The sequence below is a fragment of the Streptomyces sp. WAC00040 genome (assembly GCF_056835925.1).
Genome location: NZ_JAKQZE010000001.1, coordinates 3,536,949 through 3,553,076, shown reverse-complemented (window position 1 = coordinate 3,553,076; position 16,128 = coordinate 3,536,949). Strand labels below are relative to the sequence as shown.

The 16,128-nt window shown below is 71.5% G+C and carries 12 protein-coding genes; 2 read left to right on the top strand and 10 right to left on the bottom strand.

Annotated features, from left to right (window positions below):
* Window positions 1-110 precede the first annotated feature (110 nt).
* From MDN94_RS16480 to MDN94_RS16470, 3 genes are all read right to left on the bottom strand, one after another.
* Complete coding sequence (locus MDN94_RS16480) at window positions 111-1,070, bottom strand: EamA family transporter (protein ID WP_482726524.1); 960 nt, start codon at window positions 1,068-1,070, stop codon at window positions 111-113.
* Between the two features lie 272 nt (window positions 1,071-1,342).
* Complete coding sequence (locus MDN94_RS16475; protein ID WP_482726523.1) at window positions 1,343-2,926, bottom strand: PucR family transcriptional regulator; 1,584 nt, start codon at window positions 2,924-2,926, stop codon at window positions 1,343-1,345.
* A gap of 178 nt (window positions 2,927-3,104) precedes the next feature.
* A complete protein-coding gene (locus MDN94_RS16470; protein ID WP_482726522.1) occupies window positions 3,105-5,327 on the bottom strand; it encodes a type IV secretory system conjugative DNA transfer family protein in 2,223 nt (740 codons plus the stop codon).
* A gap of 404 nt (window positions 5,328-5,731) precedes the next feature.
* On the opposite strand from MDN94_RS16470, the gene gabT reads away from it, so the two are divergent.
* The gene (gabT, locus tag MDN94_RS16465; RefSeq protein ID WP_482726521.1) at window positions 5,732-7,066 is read left to right on the top strand and encodes a 4-aminobutyrate--2-oxoglutarate transaminase; all 1,335 of its coding nucleotides are present in this window, start codon (window positions 5,732-5,734) and stop codon (window positions 7,064-7,066) included.
* 102 nt (window positions 7,067-7,168) lie between these two features.
* Window positions 7,169-7,987 carry a phosphatase PAP2 family protein gene (locus MDN94_RS16460; RefSeq protein ID WP_482726520.1) on the top strand — a complete coding sequence of 273 codons (819 nt, stop codon included), beginning with the start codon at window positions 7,169-7,171 and terminating at the stop codon, window positions 7,985-7,987.
* On the opposite strand, the gene MDN94_RS16455 is transcribed toward MDN94_RS16460, so the two are convergent.
* The 7 genes from MDN94_RS16455 to MDN94_RS16425 form a co-directional block, all read right to left on the bottom strand.
* Entirely contained in the window at window positions 7,938-9,746 is a 1,809-nt protein-coding gene (locus MDN94_RS16455) for a chitinase (protein ID WP_482726519.1), read from the bottom strand. The two genes, MDN94_RS16460 and MDN94_RS16455, sit on opposite strands and share 50 nt — an antisense overlap.
* Window positions 9,747-9,804: 58 nt before the next feature.
* Window positions 9,805-10,308 carry a hypothetical protein gene (locus MDN94_RS16450; protein ID WP_482726518.1) on the bottom strand — a complete coding sequence of 168 codons (504 nt, stop codon included), beginning with the start codon at window positions 10,306-10,308 and terminating at the stop codon, window positions 9,805-9,807.
* Window positions 10,309-10,457: 149 nt separating this feature from the next.
* The gene (locus MDN94_RS16445) at window positions 10,458-11,870 is read right to left on the bottom strand and encodes an NAD(P)/FAD-dependent oxidoreductase (protein ID WP_482726517.1); all 1,413 of its coding nucleotides are present in this window, start codon (window positions 11,868-11,870) and stop codon (window positions 10,458-10,460) included.
* A 55-nt stretch (window positions 11,871-11,925) separates the two neighbouring features.
* On the bottom strand, window positions 11,926-12,723 hold the full coding sequence (locus MDN94_RS16440; RefSeq protein ID WP_441266383.1) for an ABC transporter permease: 798 nt from the start codon (window positions 12,721-12,723) through the stop codon (window positions 11,926-11,928).
* Window positions 12,723-13,652 (bottom strand): ABC transporter permease, encoded by a 930-nt coding sequence (locus tag MDN94_RS16435; protein WP_482726516.1) that lies wholly within the window; start codon window positions 13,650-13,652, stop codon window positions 12,723-12,725. Before MDN94_RS16435 ends, MDN94_RS16440 begins: the two co-directional genes overlap by 1 nt.
* A complete protein-coding gene (locus MDN94_RS16430; RefSeq protein WP_482726515.1) occupies window positions 13,649-14,800 on the bottom strand; it encodes an ABC transporter ATP-binding protein in 1,152 nt (383 codons plus the stop codon). Before MDN94_RS16430 ends, MDN94_RS16435 begins: the two co-directional genes overlap by 4 nt.
* 37 nt (window positions 14,801-14,837) lie before the next feature.
* A complete protein-coding gene (locus tag MDN94_RS16425; protein ID WP_482726514.1) occupies window positions 14,838-16,085 on the bottom strand; it encodes a polyamine ABC transporter substrate-binding protein in 1,248 nt (415 codons plus the stop codon).
* Window positions 16,086-16,128 lie beyond the last annotated feature (43 nt).

Below are 16,128 nucleotides of genomic sequence, written 5' to 3'. Positions count from 1 at the left end.
AAGTAGTGGGGTCTGCTCGGTTGCTCTCCCCACACGGTAGGGCCGCGCGTCCGCCGGGTCGTTTGTCCGGCATGGAGTGGTCGCCTTCCGCGACTGGCCGCTTTGGCGAGTCAGCGACGCCGTTCCGTGGACACGATCAGGCAGACGCCCGCCACGACGACGACACCGCCCACCGCGATCGGCCAGGACAGCCGCTCGTCGAGGACCAGGGCGCCGAGCAGCACGGCGACCACCGGGTTGACGTACGCGTAGGTGGCCACGAGCGAGAGCGGGGCGTTGTGCAGCAGCCAGGCGTAGGCGGTGAACGCGAGCAGCGAGCCGAAGACGACCAGGTAGGCGAGCGCGGTCCACGAGCGGGCGGAGACGTCTCCCAGGACGAAGCCGTGGTGTTCGCCCCTTCCGAGGGCGACGAGGGCGCAGCCGACGCCGCCCGCGACCATCTCGTAGGCACTGGCGGCGAACGGATCGGCCGGCATCGGGATCCGGGAGGAGGAGAAGGAACCGATCGACCACATCAGGGACGCGGCGACGATGGTGAGCACGCCGGTGATGCGCACGTCGCCGCTGAGGCCGGGCAGGGTCAGCACGGCGAGTCCCGCCAGTCCGAGCGCCACTCCGCCGTAGGCGCCGCGGCCGGGCCGCTCGCCGGACGCCCGGCGCAGGACGACGACCCAGGCGGGGACCACGGCGATCAGCAACGCGGCGAGCCCCGAGGGGACGGAGGTCTCCGCGAGGACGACCAGACCGTTGCCGCCCAGGAGCAGCAGCAGCCCGACGACGGCGGCGGAGGCGAGCTGCCGCCCGGTGACCTTGAGAGCGGCCGGTCCGCGCCGCCAGGCGACCAGCGCGCCGAGGACCAGGCCGGCGACTACGAAGCGGATCGCCGCGGAGGCGAACGGCGGCATCGTCTCGACGACGATGCGTATGCCGAGGTAGGTGGAGCCCCAGACGACGTACACGATGACGAGGGCGGCCCAGACGGCTCCGGAGAGCCGGCGGCGGGCGGGGGCGGCCGGGCGCGCGGTAAGGGCGGGCGCGGCGGACGCCGGCTCAGTGGCGGGGTTTGTCATGAGCAGGAGATTAGGGAGACGTGAGCCTCGGATCCAACAATCCTGCCCGTATCCGGGCAGGATCCAGAGCATTCGGCATCCTGTTTCGAACCCGGCCCGCCTTATGGGCCCATCGCTGGAGACATGCCCCGGCTGATCGCCGCAGACCGGCGCCCGACGCAACGCTGCCTGCCGGGACCACTGCGGACCAGGAATCCCAGGCCGAACGCACCGCCGCCCTCCGGGACCGCCGCGGACCCGCAACCGCCGTTTCCCCAGAGCGGTGCCGCGCCCTACCGGGGCCGCTGGGGCTCGCCCGACGCCTTGAGCGCCAGCCACAGCTCCATGCGCACGTCCGGGTCGTCCAGCGAGCGGCCGAGGATCTCCTCCACGCGGCGCATCCGGTACCGCAAGGTGTGGCGGTGCACGCCGAGGTCGGCCGCGGCGGCGTCCCACTGGCCGTGGCGCGAAAGCCAGGCCCGGAGCGAGGCTACGAGGTCGCCCCGGCCGGTCGCGTCGTGCTCGTGCAGCGCGCGGAGCATGCCGTCCGCGAACGCGCGAACGGCGTCGTCGCCGAGCAGGGGCACGATGGATCCCGCCGCCAGTTCCTCGTGCTCGACGAGGGCGCGTCCGCGCCGCCGGGCGACCGAGAGCGCCTGCTCGGCCTGCTTGTAGGCACCCGCGGCCGCTGTAGGGCCGGTGGGCGCGGAGAGTCCGACGTAGACCTCGGCCTCGTCGGCGTCCTTGTCCCCGTAGGCCGCCAGGCAGCCGGCGGCCACCGCTCCGCCGTCCACGGCGAGCAGCACGGTGCGGCCGTCCGTCCCGTCGGGGACGGCGAGGAAGGTCTCCCCCGCCCGGCCGGCAGCCGACTCGACCGACTCGGCGAACGCGCTCAGGGCCGCGGGCCGGTCGCCCGCGCCGGTGTCCGGGTCACCGGCGGTCTCGGCGATGAGCAGCCGGAACGGGGCGTCGAGCAGTCCGCCGTACAGGTCGCCGGCGACGGCTCTGGCATGGTCCGGCTGTCCGGACAGCAGCATCCGCAACACCGCCGCGCCGAGCCGCTGTTCGGCGGCCTGAAGCGACCGGGACTGCTCCGTCGCCAGGGTCAGCAGGGCGACCGCGGAGTGCACGGCGTAGCGTTCCGCGGTCCCGAGCGGGGCCCCGGTGCCGACGGCGAGGGCGCCGCGGACCCGGCGTCCGGTGCCGAGCGACTGGAGCTCGACGCGGTCGTCGTCCTCTGCGCCGCCGACCACGGCGCTCGCGGGCGCGGCCCGCTCGCGCAGCCGCTCGACGTCGCCCGTGAGGCGGGCCGCCCGCCGGGCCGCCCAGTCGGGCGCGGCGGCGACGACCGCGCCTGAGGTGTCGTACAGCGCCGCCCATCCGTCGATGTGCGCGGCGAGCCGCGCGACGACGGCTCCCGGCCCCTCGGTGAGCGCGGCCCGGGTCAGCTCACGCTGTGCCTCGAAACCGGCGGTCACGGCCCTGTACTGGTCGGCCGCGATGGCCGCCGAGACCGCTTTGCTGATGGCGAGGAACGGGGTGCGGCGCGGCACTTCGAGGAGCGGCAGCCCTTCCTCCCTGGCGGCCTCGACGAGCGCATCGGGAATGTCCTCGTAGTAGACGCCGACCGCGAAGCCCAGTCCGACGACTCCCGCGCCGACCAGCCTGCGCACATAGCGGCGCATGGCGTCGCGGTCCTCCGCGTCGAGGGTCATGGCGGTGACGAGCAGCAGTTCGCCGCCCTCCATGTACGGCACGGGGTCGGCGAGCTCGCTGACGTGTGCCCACCGCACCGGTGTCTCGAGCCGGTCCTCTCCGGCGCGCACGGTGAGTTTGAGCGCCGAGTGCTGGACGAGCGAGGCGAGGGTGGGCGGCATGGGACCTGGGGCCCTTCGAAAGGGAGGCGGCGGGTTCGGATTTCGCCGTCCCGTATGAACGGCGTATCTCGATTCTGCCAGGGCGTAGCAGTCACCGACCGCCGGCCGTACCCGCTCGGGCCCAGGCCGGCCCCTTGAGCCCGGCTGCCCCGCTCATGCCGCGCCCGGCGGTGCCCCCTCAGGTCCGCAGGTCCACCAGCAGCGGCGGCGCGTGCTCCCCCCGTACGGACGTCAGCGACAGCACCGCGTGCCCGGCGGGCACCGAGTGGGCGAGGTCGGACGCCGACCAGCGCGCACGTTCGACCTCACGCACGGTGACCGCCTCCGCGGTGGCCGCCTTTCCGGTGACCAGGCGGCGCATCATGTGCAGCGCCTTCGTGAGGGGCTCGTCGGAGATGATCTGCCGGTTGGTGACGTCGCGGGTCTGGACCCACTCGGTGCCCCAGGTCTCGGCGAACCGGCCGCCGTCCCAGGGGGCGAGGCCGGAGAAGGCCATCCGGCAGCCGACGGCGCCGAGCAGGGGGCCGCGCAGCGGCTCGGGCACGTCCTCGAAGGTGCGCAGCGCGAGGACGACGCCGGCGTTGGCGGAGCGCAGCCGTTGCAGCGCGCGTACAGAGTCGGCGGTGACTGTGCTGGTCGCGTCGTCCAGTACGAGGCAGGCGAAGAGAGAGCGGTCGGAGCGGGTGAGCGCCGCCTCGGTGAACTGGGCGAGCACCAGCCGGGCGACGATCCGCGAGGCCTCGGCGTGGCCGCGCTCCGGCAGGTCGACACGGACCCGCAGGGGGTGCTCGATGGCGCGCAGCGAGAACGTCCGCCCCTCGCCGTCGGTACGGAAGAACGAGGCGAACGCCGGCCGGTCGAGGAAGGCGATCCGTTCCGCGAGGAGCACCCCGATGTCGTCGCCGCGGGCCGACTGCCTTTCGCGCGCGTCCAGTTCACGCAGCTGCGACGCCTCGCCCGCCTGTTCGAGGGCCCTGCGCAGCGCGTCGAGCGCGGCCGGCGCACCGCCGAGCAGTTCCCGCAGTTCCGCGACCGCGGGGAAGTGTCCGTGCACGCACCGGTAGGGGCCGATGAGCTGGGCGAGCGCGGTGGCGGCGCGCCTGCTGTCGCCGCCGGGCAGACCGGCGGCGAGGTCCCCGACGAGCGCCTCCGCGAGGATCCGGGCGGCCTCGTCGGGGTCCTCCGCGCCGCCGTAGAGGTCGAGGTCGTGAGTCGAGTCGGGGCGGCCGACGGAGACGACGAGGTCGAAGTCGCCGTCCGCCGCGACGGCGGCCCCGTGGGCGGTGACGGCCACGACGGCGGCGCGGTTGGCGAGCGCCAGCAGGCACAGCGACTCGACGACGGGCCGTACGAGCCGCACGCTCTTGCCGGACCCCGAGGGCCCGACGGCGAGCAGGGACGTGCCGAGCAGGGCGGGCTCGAGGGCGACGCCTGTGGTGCGGCGGGCGTACGGGTTGCGTGCGTCGTCGACCACGGTGCCGATCCTGACCTGGCCGGTCGCCAGGTCGTGCGTCGCCGTGCGCACCGGCAGGTCCCGCAGGCCCGACGGGTGGGCGCAGGCGGCGGGGCCGTGCCTGCGCACGGTCTCGGCGAAGGCGGCGAGCCGCTCCGGCCGGGCGTGGACGCCCTGCCATGCGCGCCGGATCCGCGCGTAGTCCACATCGCCGAGGGTCCCGGCGCGGGCCGCCTCGGCGAGCCGATCGGCGGCCTCCGTCAGGCCTGCGCTGCGCAGCTCCGGCCATTCGGCGGGATCCTTCGGCGGTGGAGGGGCGTCTTGCGGCGGTCCCGCGGTCCTCGCGCGCCTGCGCTGCACGACCGGCCAGGTGCCGGCCCGGCCGACGGCGGCGACGACCGCCGCGGCGAGGAGCACGTAGTAGATGTTCGAGACCCAGGTGAGCCAGGTGACGGTGCGCGGGATCTCGCGCCAGACGCCCGGCAGGAACACGAAGAGCGGCCACAGCGGCACCCCGTACCGCTGCCAGATCTCCTGCCAGTTCCCGACCCGGCCGAAGCCGACGGCGAGCAGCCCCAGGACGAGGCCGTTGTAGAGGTAGCTGGCCAGGACGTACATCTCGAAGTTGGCGTTGTCGGGTGACCGCCAGTCGTCGGGCACGGCCCACAGCATCGGCAGCAGCCACCAGTCGTCGACGAAGAACCACCATCCCTCGAGGTAGCGGTTCCACAGCAGGGACCAGAGCAGCCAGCCGCACAGGTAGGCGACGAAGGCTCCGCCGAAGAGCTGACGGGCGGGGACGAGGTCCGGTTCCTCTTCCGGGCGGTCACGGTGGCCCAGCCGCCAGATCCCGGGGGCCGCTGCGGGCCGGGGCACACGCAGCCACTCCGCGACCCGGGGCCGGGTGGCCGGGGCGTGGCCGGGCCGGGCGGGGGTGCCGGGCGGCACGGACGGTACCTCCGCCGGTGGACCGGCGGGACGTGGCACGGGATTGGCGCGTGTGCCGCGTGCGTCGTATGTGCCTTCGGATTCCATGAACCGCTGCCCCCTGACCAGCCAGGCCCGCTCTCTGCACGGTCAATCTAGTGCGTGCGCCCGTGGGCGGACGCACACCGGGCCATGATCCCGTCTCCCGCGGGGCCCAACGGCTCCGTGCCGTACGGAACCGGCCGGATTTCGCCCTCTCCTGCCCGTCCCGCGCCTCCGGGACCGGGCACACTCGCGCGCCTATGGCCGTGACGGACAACGACACACCCCCAATACTCCCGATCGGCGCATGCCCGCACCGGCGCGGCGCCCCTAGCCTGCGGAGAAAGACAACAAGCGTCCGGATACACCCCCAGGAGCCCCTCATGACCGCAATCCCGCAGGAGCGCCGCGTCGTCACCGCCATCCCCGGCCCGAAGTCGATCGAGCTGCAGGCCCGCCGTACCGCGACGGTCGCCGGCGGGGTGGGGTCCGTGCTGCCCGTGTTCACGGCTCGTGCGGGCGGCGCAATCATCGAGGACGTCGACGGCAACCGCCTGATCGACTTCGGCTCCGGCATCGCCGTGACCTCGGTCGGCGCCTCCGCGGAGGCCGTTGTACGCCGGGCGAGCGCGCAGCTCCAGGACTTCACGCACACCTGCTTCATGGTGACGCCGTACGAGGGCTACGTGGAGGTCTGCGAGGCGCTGGCCGAGCTGACCCCGGGCGACCACGCCAAGAAGTCGGCGCTGTTCAACTCGGGTGCCGAGGCCGTCGAGAACGCCGTCAAGATCGCGCGTGCCCACACCAAGCGCCAGGCGGTCGTCGTCTTCGAGCACGGCTACCACGGCCGCACCAACCTCACGATGGCGCTGACGGCCAAGAACATGCCGTACAAGCACGGCTTCGGCCCCTTCGCGCCCGAGGTGTACCGCGTGCCCGTGGCGTACGGCTACCGCTGGCCGACCGGCCCGGAGAACTGCGGCCCCGAGGCCGCGGCGCAGGCCATCGACCAGATCACCAAGCAGATCGGCGCGGAGAACGTCGCCGCGATCATCATCGAGCCGGTGCTCGGCGAGGGCGGCTTCATCGAGCCGGCCAAGGGCTTCCTGCCCGCGATCGTGAAGTTCGCGAACGACAACGGCATCGTCTTCGTCGCCGACGAGATCCAGTCCGGCTTCTGCCGGACCGGCCAGTGGTTCGCCTGTGAGGACGAGGGCGTCGTCCCCGACCTGATCACGACGGCCAAGGGCATCGCCGGCGGTCTGCCGCTGGCCGCGGTCACCGGCCGCGCCGAGATCATGGACGCCGCGCACGCCGGCGGCCTCGGCGGCACCTACGGCGGCAACCCGGTGGCCTGCGCCGGTGCGCTGGGCTCCATCGAGACGATGAAGGAGTTGGACCTCAACGGCAAGGCGCGGCGCATCGAGGAGGTCATGAAGGGCCGCCTGGCCGCGATGCAGGAGAAGTACGACATCATCGGGGACATCCGCGGGCGCGGCGCGATGATCGCCATCGAGCTGGTGAAGGACCCCGCGACGAAGGAGCCGAACGCCGAGGCGGCCGGCGCGCTCGCCAAGGCGTGCCACGCGGAGGGCCTGCTCGTCCTCACTTGCGGCACCTACGGCAACGTGCTGCGCTTCCTGCCCCCGCTGGTCATCGGCGAGGACCTGCTGAACGAGGGTCTCGACATCCTCGAGCAGGCGTTCGCCCGCGTCTGACCGGCGGCGACGAAGCCACTCTGTGAAGAAGCTGTGGGGGGCCGATGGCGGGATGGAGATCCGGCTGTTGGTCCCCTTCCGCCTGACGTACGGTTTCCGCAGATGAGAGAAACACCCCGCTCGCAGGAGACTGCGGGCGATCCCAGGCCGGAGCCTCCCCAGCCCCGACCTGGTCGTGCCCTCGCGCACACCACTGGAGCTGCAGGCTCCGGAACTCCTCACCGATCGGATGGCCGCCCGCCCCAAACCCCCCGGGGCGCGCGGCAAACCGGTCCGGCCGGCCACCTCGGAACCACCCCCCCTGTTCCGATGTGGCCGGCCTCTCGGCGTTCCCGGGCCGCCGTCCTTCTCTGCGTGACGCTCTTCGCGCTGATCACCTGGCAGGTGGCCGTCGAGGGGCCGCTGTTCGCCGCGGACGTTCGACTGGGACGTGCCCTGTTCGGCGCCGGGCCCGCCACCGTCACGGGACTCCTCGCCGATTTCGGCAGCATGGCCGTCGCGCTGCCTGTGCTCGCGGCGGCGGTCGGACACTCCCTCCTGCGTGAGAAGCGTCGGTGGGTGCCGGCGCTGGCCGCCGTGGCCGCGATGGCGGCGGTGCCGGCGCTTGTCGTCCCGCTGAAGCTGTGGATCGCCCGTCCCGCCCCGCTGGAGCCGGGCACCGGCTGGTACCCGTCGGGCCACACGGCGACCGCGATGGTCGCCTACTGCGGCGCCGCGCTGCTCGTCACGCCGTATCTGCGCCGGAGATGGGCGATGCCCGCCGCCGGGGCGCTCACCCTGGCGACGGGCATCGGTCTGGTGCTGCGCGGCTACCACTGGCCGCTGGATGTGCTCGGCAGCCTGTGCCTCTTCGGGGCGCTGCTGCCGTTCCTCAACTCCATCTGTAGGCGTCGAAGTTCCTGGAGAACTCGAACTGGTTGAAGCGGTCCCAGTTGATGGACCAGGTCATCAGGCCGCGCAGGGCCGGCCAGGTGCCGTGAGTTCGGTACGAGCCGCAGGCCGAGGCCACCTTCTTCGTCAGGCAGTCGAGTGCCTTGTTCACCTCGGCGGGCGAGGTGTGGCCGTTGCCCGCCTGGGTGGAGGCCGGGAGTCCGATCGCCACCTGTTGGGGCACGAGGGCGGGGAAGAACTTCGCCTGGTCGCCTGCGACCGGGAAGCCGGTGAGGAGCATGTCGGTCATGGCGATGTGGAAGTCCGCGCCGCCCATGGAGTGGTACTGGTTGTCCAGGCCCATGATCGGGCCGGAGTTGTAGTCCTGGACGTGCAGCAGGGTGAGGTCGTCGCGCAGGGCGTGGATGACCGGGAGGTACGCCCCGGCGCGCGGGTCCTGGCCGCCCCAGGGGCCGGACCCGTAGTACTGGTACCCGAGTTGGACGAAGAAGGTCTCGGGGGCCATGGTGAGCACGAAGTCCGGGCCGTACTTGACCTTCAGGGTCTTGAGCGCCGAGATCAGGTTGACGATCACGGGCGAGGTGGGGCTGCGGAAGTCGGTGTCGCCGGTGTTCAGTGACAGGGAGTGGCCCTCGAAGTCGATGTCGAGGCCGTCGAGGCCGTAGTCGTCGATGATCTTCGAGACCGATGTGACGAAGGCGTCGCGAGCACCCGTCGTGGCGAGCTGCACCTGCCCGTTGGCGCCGCCGATGGAGATCAGCACCTTCTTGCCGGCGGCCTGCTTGGCCTTGACGGCGGCCTTGAACTCCGCCTCCGACTCCACGTTCGGGCATTCGGCGACCGGGCAGAGCCTGAAGCGGATGTCGCCGGAAGTGACGGAGGTCGGTTCGCCGAAGGCGAGGTTGATGACGTCCCACGAGTCGGGGACGTCGGCCATGCGGGTGTAGCCGGAGCCGTTGGCGAAGCCGGCGTGCAGATAGCCGACGAGGGCGTGGGCGGGCAGGTCGCCGCCGGTGTCGCCGCCGCCGGAGGTGGTCGTGGCGCTGACGGCGGCGGACTTGGGCGACTCGCCCGCCTCGTTGGCGGCGGAGACCTGGAACGTGTAGCTCGTGGCGGCGGTCAGCCCGGTCACGGTGGTGGAGGTGCCGCCGACGGTCGCGACCCGCGCGCCGTCCCGGTAGACGTGGTAACTGGTCGCACCGGAAGCGGAGTTCCACGTCAGCGGTACGGAGGTGGACGCGGGGCTGCCGGCACGCAGGCCACCGGGCGCGGCCGGGACGGTGGCGGGGTCGCCGCCGGGGCCGAAGAGCGAGATGTCGTCGGCGTGATAGGCAGGGGTGCCGTACCAGCCGTGGGTGTAGAGCGTCACGGAGGTGGTCGACGGCCCGGTACGGAACGAGGTCGTCAGCTTCTGCCAACCGGGCGCGGACGCCGTCCAGGTGGAGACGTCGGTGGTACCGGTGCCCGACGCGCCGAGGTAGACGTAGCTGCCCTGGACCCAGCCACTGAGCGTGTAGGCGGAGTCAGGCCTCACGGTGACGGTCTGGGCGCACTTCGCGTTGTCGCTGCCGGCCGGGGTGGCCTTGAGCACGGAGGTGCCACCGTGGGTGGGCGAGGCGACGGCGACGCCGCTGCCCGCGGTGCAGGTCCAGCCTGCGAGCCCGGCTTCGAAGCCTCCGTTGCGGGCGAGTTCGGTGTCGGCCGCCGCCGCTGACCCGGTGGTGGCGACGAGTCCTGTGACAGCGAGGACGGCTGCCGCAACGGCAGCCGTAAGTCTTGTGCGGTCCACAACAGCCTCCGGGCGTGGGGGGATTCGAGTGCGGCGGCCACAACATGGTCCAGACCAATCAGGTTGTCAAGACCTCTGGCATTCCTGGAGCGCCACGCCGCGCTCGGTCCCTGCCGTCGCGCGCGAGCCCCGCGGCGGCCTCGTGCATGGCGAGCTCCAGCAGTGAGGGATCGGTGAGTGTCCCGGAGCCGTCCGGAGGGATCAGCCAGCGCACCCGCCCCGCCCTCCTGCCCGGACAAGGGACGACGATCCAAGTGCCCTGCCCCGCCGTGCGGACACCGGTGCCCAGCCACCGTCCCGCGGTGCCGGGCGGCACGAAGAAGCCCATGCGGGACTCACCGAATCCGGAGAGGACCGGACCCGGCCGGTCGACCAGCCGGGTCAGCACATCCAGCGTGGAATACCCCAGCTCGCCGGGCAGGATCAGTACGTCCCAGCGCCGGCCGGCCGGCAGGAGGGCGACCCCGTGCTGGTTCCGCTCCCACTCCCACCGGCAGGCCTCCGGTTCCGGCGCCACCGCCGCCAGCCGCTCCATCGCGATCCTGCCGCTCGTTCCGGTCATGGTCCGGTCTCCGTTTCCGTGTGCACGAGGGTGCTTGTACGCACAGAGGGCGGAGCGAGCCCATCCATTAGGCGGCTCGGGGGATCAACCGTCGGTGAGCCGCACCGCGCGTCCGGGACGCGGCGGGCAGCGTCGGCCGGGGCGGCGGGTCAGCTGTCGAAGCCCAGGCCGAACCGGTCCATCGTCCGCAGCCACAGATTGCGCCGGCCGCCGTTGGCGTCGGCCCTCGCCATGGCCCACTTGGTCAGGCCGATACCGGCCCACGCCACCGGTTCCGGCGGGAACGGGAGCGGCTTGCTTCGCACCATCTTCAGCTCGGTCCGCTCGGTCCGCTCCCCTGACAGCAGGTCGAGCATCACGTCGGCGCCGAACCGGGTCGCGCCGACGCCGAGGCCCGTGAAGCCGGCCGCGTAGGCGACCTTGCCGCCGTGCGCGGTGCCGAAGAACGCGGAGAAGCGGGTGCAGGTGTCGATGGCACCGCCCCAGGCGTGGCTGAAGCGGAGCCCTTCGAGCTGCGGGAAGCAGCGGAAGAAGTGCGACGCCAGCTTCAGATAGGTCTCCGGCCGGTGGTCCATCTCGGCGCGCACCTTGCCGCCGAAGGGATAGACGGCGTCGTAGCCGCCCCACAGGATGCGGTTGTCGGCGGTGATACGGAAGTAGTGGAACTGGTTGGCGCTGTCGCCGAGCCCCTGACGCCGCTGCCAGCCGACGGAGGCGAGCTGGGCGGCGCTGAGCGGCTCGGTCATCAGCGCGTAGTCGTACACCGGGACGGTGTAGGCGCGTACCCGCCGGACCAGCGAGGGAAAGACGTTCGTGCCGAGCGCCACCCGGTGCGCGAGGACGCGGCCGTAGGGGGTGCGGACGACGATGCCCGGGCCGAAGGGCGTGAGCCGCAGGCCGGGGGTGTTCTCGTAGATGCGCACCCCGAGCTCCAGACACGCCCGGCGAAGGCCCCAGGCCAGCTTCGCCGGGTGCAGCATCGCCACCCCGCGGCGGTCCCACAGCCCGCCGAGGAAGGTCGGCGAGTCGACCTCCGCGCGCATCGCGTCCGCGTCGAGGAGTTCGAGGCCGGTGAATCCGAGCCGGGTGGCCTCCTTATGCGTCTCGCGGAGCTCGGCGAGCTGGTGGGGCTCGGTGGCGACGTCGATCTCACCGGTGCGTTCGAAGTCGCAGTCGATGCGGTACCGGCCGACGGCCTCCTCGATGGCGTCGAGGTTGCGCCCGCCGAGCTCCTCCAGCTTGGTGAGCTCCTCCGGCCAGCGGGCCAGTCCGTTGCCCAGGCCGTGGGTGAGCGAGGCGGCGCAGAAGCCGCCGTTGCGGCCGGAGGCGGCCCAGCCCGCCTCCCGGCCCTCGATCAGGACGACGTCCCGTGCCGGGTCCCGCTCCTTGGCGAGCAGCGCCGTCCACAGTCCGCTGTATCCGCCCCCGACGACAAGGAGGTCGCACCTCTCGTCGCCGGCGAGGGCGGGCAGCGGCTCGGGCTTGCCGGGGTCTTCCAGCCAGAACGGCGCGGGCCGCGCGTCGGAGAGTGATCGTGCAGATGTCATGGCGGCTGGGGCCATGGTTCCCACTCCTTCTGGGTGCTACCGGATCCGGTGCCGGTGGGGCCGGTCCGGTCTACCGGGTCAGGGCGCGCTTCTTCCGGCGGCTGCTGATGATCTGACCGCCGGCCACGATCAGTACGGCGACGACGAACATGGCCGTACCGATGACGTTGATCTGGACCGGCGTACCGCGCTGGGCCGAACCCCACACGAACATGGGGAAGGTGACGGTGTTGCCGGAGTTGAAGTTGGTGATGATGAAGTCGTCGAAGGACAGGGCGAAGGCCAGCATCGCGCCGGCGGCGATGCCCGGTGCCGCGATCGGGAGCGTGACCCGCAGAAACGTCTGAACGGGCCCGGCGTAGAGGTCTCTCGCCGCTTCCTCCAGCCTGGGGTCCATCGACATGACCCGCGCCTTCACCGCCACCACGACGAAGCTGAGACAGAACATGGTGTGCGCGATGAGGATGGTCCAGAAGCCCAGCTCGGCCCCGAGGTTGAGGAAGAGCGTCAGCAGCGAGGCGGCCATGACCACTTCGGGCATCGCCATCGGCAGGAAGATCAGCGAGTTGATCGTGCCGCGGGCCCGGAACCGGTAGCGGACGAGCGCGAAGGCGATCATGGCGCCGAGGACGGTCGCGCCGACCGTCGCCCACAGCGCGATCTGCAAGGAGAGCGCGAGCGAGCCGCACAGGTCGGCGACGCCGCACGGGTCGCGCCACGCGTCGGTGGAGAACTCCCGCCAGGCGTAGTTGAAGCGCCCGGCCGGCTTGTTGAACGAGAACACCATCACGACGATGTTCGGCAGGATCAGGTACGCGAGCGTGAGCAGTCCCGCGATGACGACGATGTTGCGCCTTGCCCAGCTCATCAGACCAGGTCCTCCGTTCCGGCCCGGCGGATGTAGACGGTGACCGTGATCAGCACGATCGCCATCAGGATGAACGACAGCGCGGCCGCCGTCGGGTAGTCGAGCACCCGCAGGAACTGCGACTGGATGACGTTTCCGATCATGCGGGTGTCGGTCGAGCCCAGCAGCTGGGCGTTGACGTAGTCACCGCTCGCCGGGATGAACGTCAGCAGCGTCCCGGAGACCACGCCCGGCATGGACAGCGGGAGGGTCACCTTGCGGAAGGTCGTGGCGGGCCTGGCGTACAGGTCCCCGGCCGCCTCGTGGAGCCGCGGGTCGATCCGCTCCAGCGAGGTGTAGAGCGGAAGGATCATGAACGGCAGGAAGTTGTACGTCAGACCGGTGACGACCGCCAGCGGTGTGGCGAGCACGCGGCTGCCTTCGGTGAGACCGAGCCAGCTGGTGACGTCCAGGAACCCGACGGCGCCCAGCGCCTCCACCACGGGTCCGCCGTCCGCGAGGATCGTCTTCCAGGCGAGTGTGCGGATCAGGAAGCTGGTGAAGAAGGGTGCGATCACCAGTACCAGCAGCAGATTGCGCCAGCGGCCGGCCTTGAACGCGATGAGATACGCGAGCGGATAGCCGAGCAGCAGGCACAGTGCGGTGGCGGTGCCCGCGTACAGCAGCGATCGCAGGAACTGCGGGTAGTACTCGCTCAGCGCGTCCCAGTAGGTCGCGAAGTGCCAGGTGACCTTGAAGCCCTCCTCCAGGGACCCCGTCTGCACGGAGGTCGACGCCTGGTAGACGAGGGGCAGCACGAAGAAGACGACCAGCCACAGGATGCCCGGGAGCAGCAGCCAGTAGGGGACCAGCCTGCGGCGCACCGGCGTCCTGTGGGCGGGCGGCCCGCCGGGGGCGGGCGACAGCGGCGGTGCCTGGGTGACGGTCATGGGCGCTCCCCCACCGTCTCCACACCAGCGTCGATGGCCTGGGCGGCGTCGAGGCCGAAGGTGTGCTCCGGGTTCCAGTGCAGGACGACCTCGGCGCCCGGCTCCAGGCCTGCCCGGTGTTCGACGTTCTGTGCGTAGACCTCGAGGCCCTTGCCCGCCGGGCTCTCGACGACGTACTGCGTGGAGACGCCGATGAAGGACGAGTCGAGGATCCGGCCCGTGACAGAGTTGCGGCCGGCGGGTACGGCGTCCGCGTCGGCGACGGGAGTCAGGGAGATCTTCTCCGGCCGGACCCCGACCAGGAGCCGGCCGCCGGCGGCGGTGGCCTCCGGACAGCGCCCGCCGGGCAGCCGGAGCTTGCCGCCGCCCGCGGTGACGACGACCTCGCCGCCCGAGCTCTGGACCACCTCGGCCTCGATGAGGTTGGAGGTGCCGAGGAAGTTGGCGACGAAGGTGGTCCGCGGGTTCTCGTACAGCTCCGCCGGCGCTCCGAGCTGTTCGACCCTGCCCCCGTTCATCACCGCGACCGTGTCGGCCATGGTCATGGCCTCCTCCTGGTCGTGGGTGACATGGACGAAGGTGATGCCGACCTCCGTCTGGATGCGCTTGAGCTCGAGCTGCATCTGGCGCCGCAGCTTGAGGTCGAGAGCGCCGAGCGGCTCGTCGAGCAGCAGGACCTGCGGGTGGTTGATGAGCGCGCGGGCGACGGCGACCCGCTGCTGCTGGCCACCGGAGAGCTGGTGCGGCTTGCGCTGGGCGAAGTCGCCGAGCTGGACGAGCTCCAGCATGTCGTCGACCTGCTTCTTAACGGACTTGACGCCGCGGCGTCGCAGGCCGAAGGCGACGTTCTCGTAGATGCTCAGGTGCGGGAAGAGCGCGTAGCTCTGGAAGACCGTGTTCACGGGGCGCTTGTGCGGCGGCAGGGCGGTGACGTCCTTGTCGCCGAGACGGACGGTGCCCGTCGTCGGGTCCTCGAGTCCGGCGATCATCCGCAGCGTGGTTGTCTTTCCGCAGCCGGAGGCGCCGAGCAGGGCGAAGAACGAGCCCTGGGGGACGGTCAGGTCCAGCGGGTGGACGGCCGTGAAGGAGCCGTAGGTCTTGCTGATCCCGGAGAGGCGGACATCGCCGCCCGCTTGCTTGTCAGTCATGGGTCGCGATCCCAGGTGTCGGGGGACGGGGGGCGGGTCAGGCGCCGATGAGCTTGGCGAACTTCTCTTCGTACGCCGTCTCTTCCTTGGAGGAGAGCGAGCGGAACGAATGGGACTTGGCGGCCATGGCCTCGTCCGGAATGATCAGCGGGTTCTTCGCCAGCTCCGGATCGATCTTGGCGAGTTCGGCGCCGACGCCGGCGACCGGGCACACGTAGTTGATGTACGCGGCGAGCTGCGCGGCGACGGGCAGCTCGTAGTAGTAGTCGATGAGCCGGGTGGCGTTCTTGCGGTGCCGTGCCTCGGCCGGGACGAGCAGGTTGTCGGTCGCCGTGACATAACCGGCGGCCGGGATCGCGTACTTGATGTCGGGGTTGTCGGCCTGGAGCTGGATCACGTCACCCGCCCAGGCGAGACAGGCGGCGATGTCGCCCTTGGCCAGGTCGGCGGTGTAGTCGTTGCCGGTGAAGCGGCGGATCTGCTTCTTGTCGACGCCCTTCTGAAGGCGCCCGATGGCGGCGTCGTAGTCGGCGTCGGTGAACTTGCCGGGGTTCTTGCCCATGTCGAGCAGGGTCATCCCGACGCTGTCGCGCATCTCGGTGAGGAAGCCGACGCGGCCCTTGAGCGCCGGGTCGTCGAGCAGCTGTGTGACGGAGTCGACCTTCCGGCCGCGGGTCGCCTTCGAGTTGTAGGCGATGACGCACGGGATGCCGGTCCACGGGTACGAGTAGGCCCGGCCGGGGTCCCAGTCCACGGTGCGGAACTGGGGGGAGAGGTTGGCGTAGGCGTGCGGCAGCAGCGACGGGTCGAGCTTCTGGGCCCAGCCGAGCCGGATGATCCGGGCCGCCAGCCAGTCGGTGACGTTGATCAGGTCGCGGCCGGTGTCCTGGCCGGCCGCCAGCTGCGGCTGGATCTTGCCGAAGAACTCGACGTTGTCGTTGATGTCCTCGGTGTACTTGACCTTGATCCCGGTCCGCTTCGTGAACGCCTCGAGGGTCGGGCGGCTCTTCCCGTCCTCGCTGGTGTCCATGTACTCGGTCCAGTTGGAGAAGGTGAGCTGTTTCTCCTTGTCCGAGTGGTCGTCGGAGTCGGCGGCTCCGCTCTCTCTCTTGGCGGGCGGGATGCCGCAGCCGCTCAGGATGCCCGCGCCGCCGACGGCGAGCGCGCCGGCGCCAGACACCCGCAGCAGCGAACGGCGGGACAGCGCCCCTCGCCCGTTCGTCAGGCTGCGCCGCATGGCCGCCAGCTGGGCCGCGGAGAGGCGCTCGGTCTCGTACTGCTCCATGACGCTCTGCCCTTTCGGGGTGGATGTGGCCGCGACGAGCGCG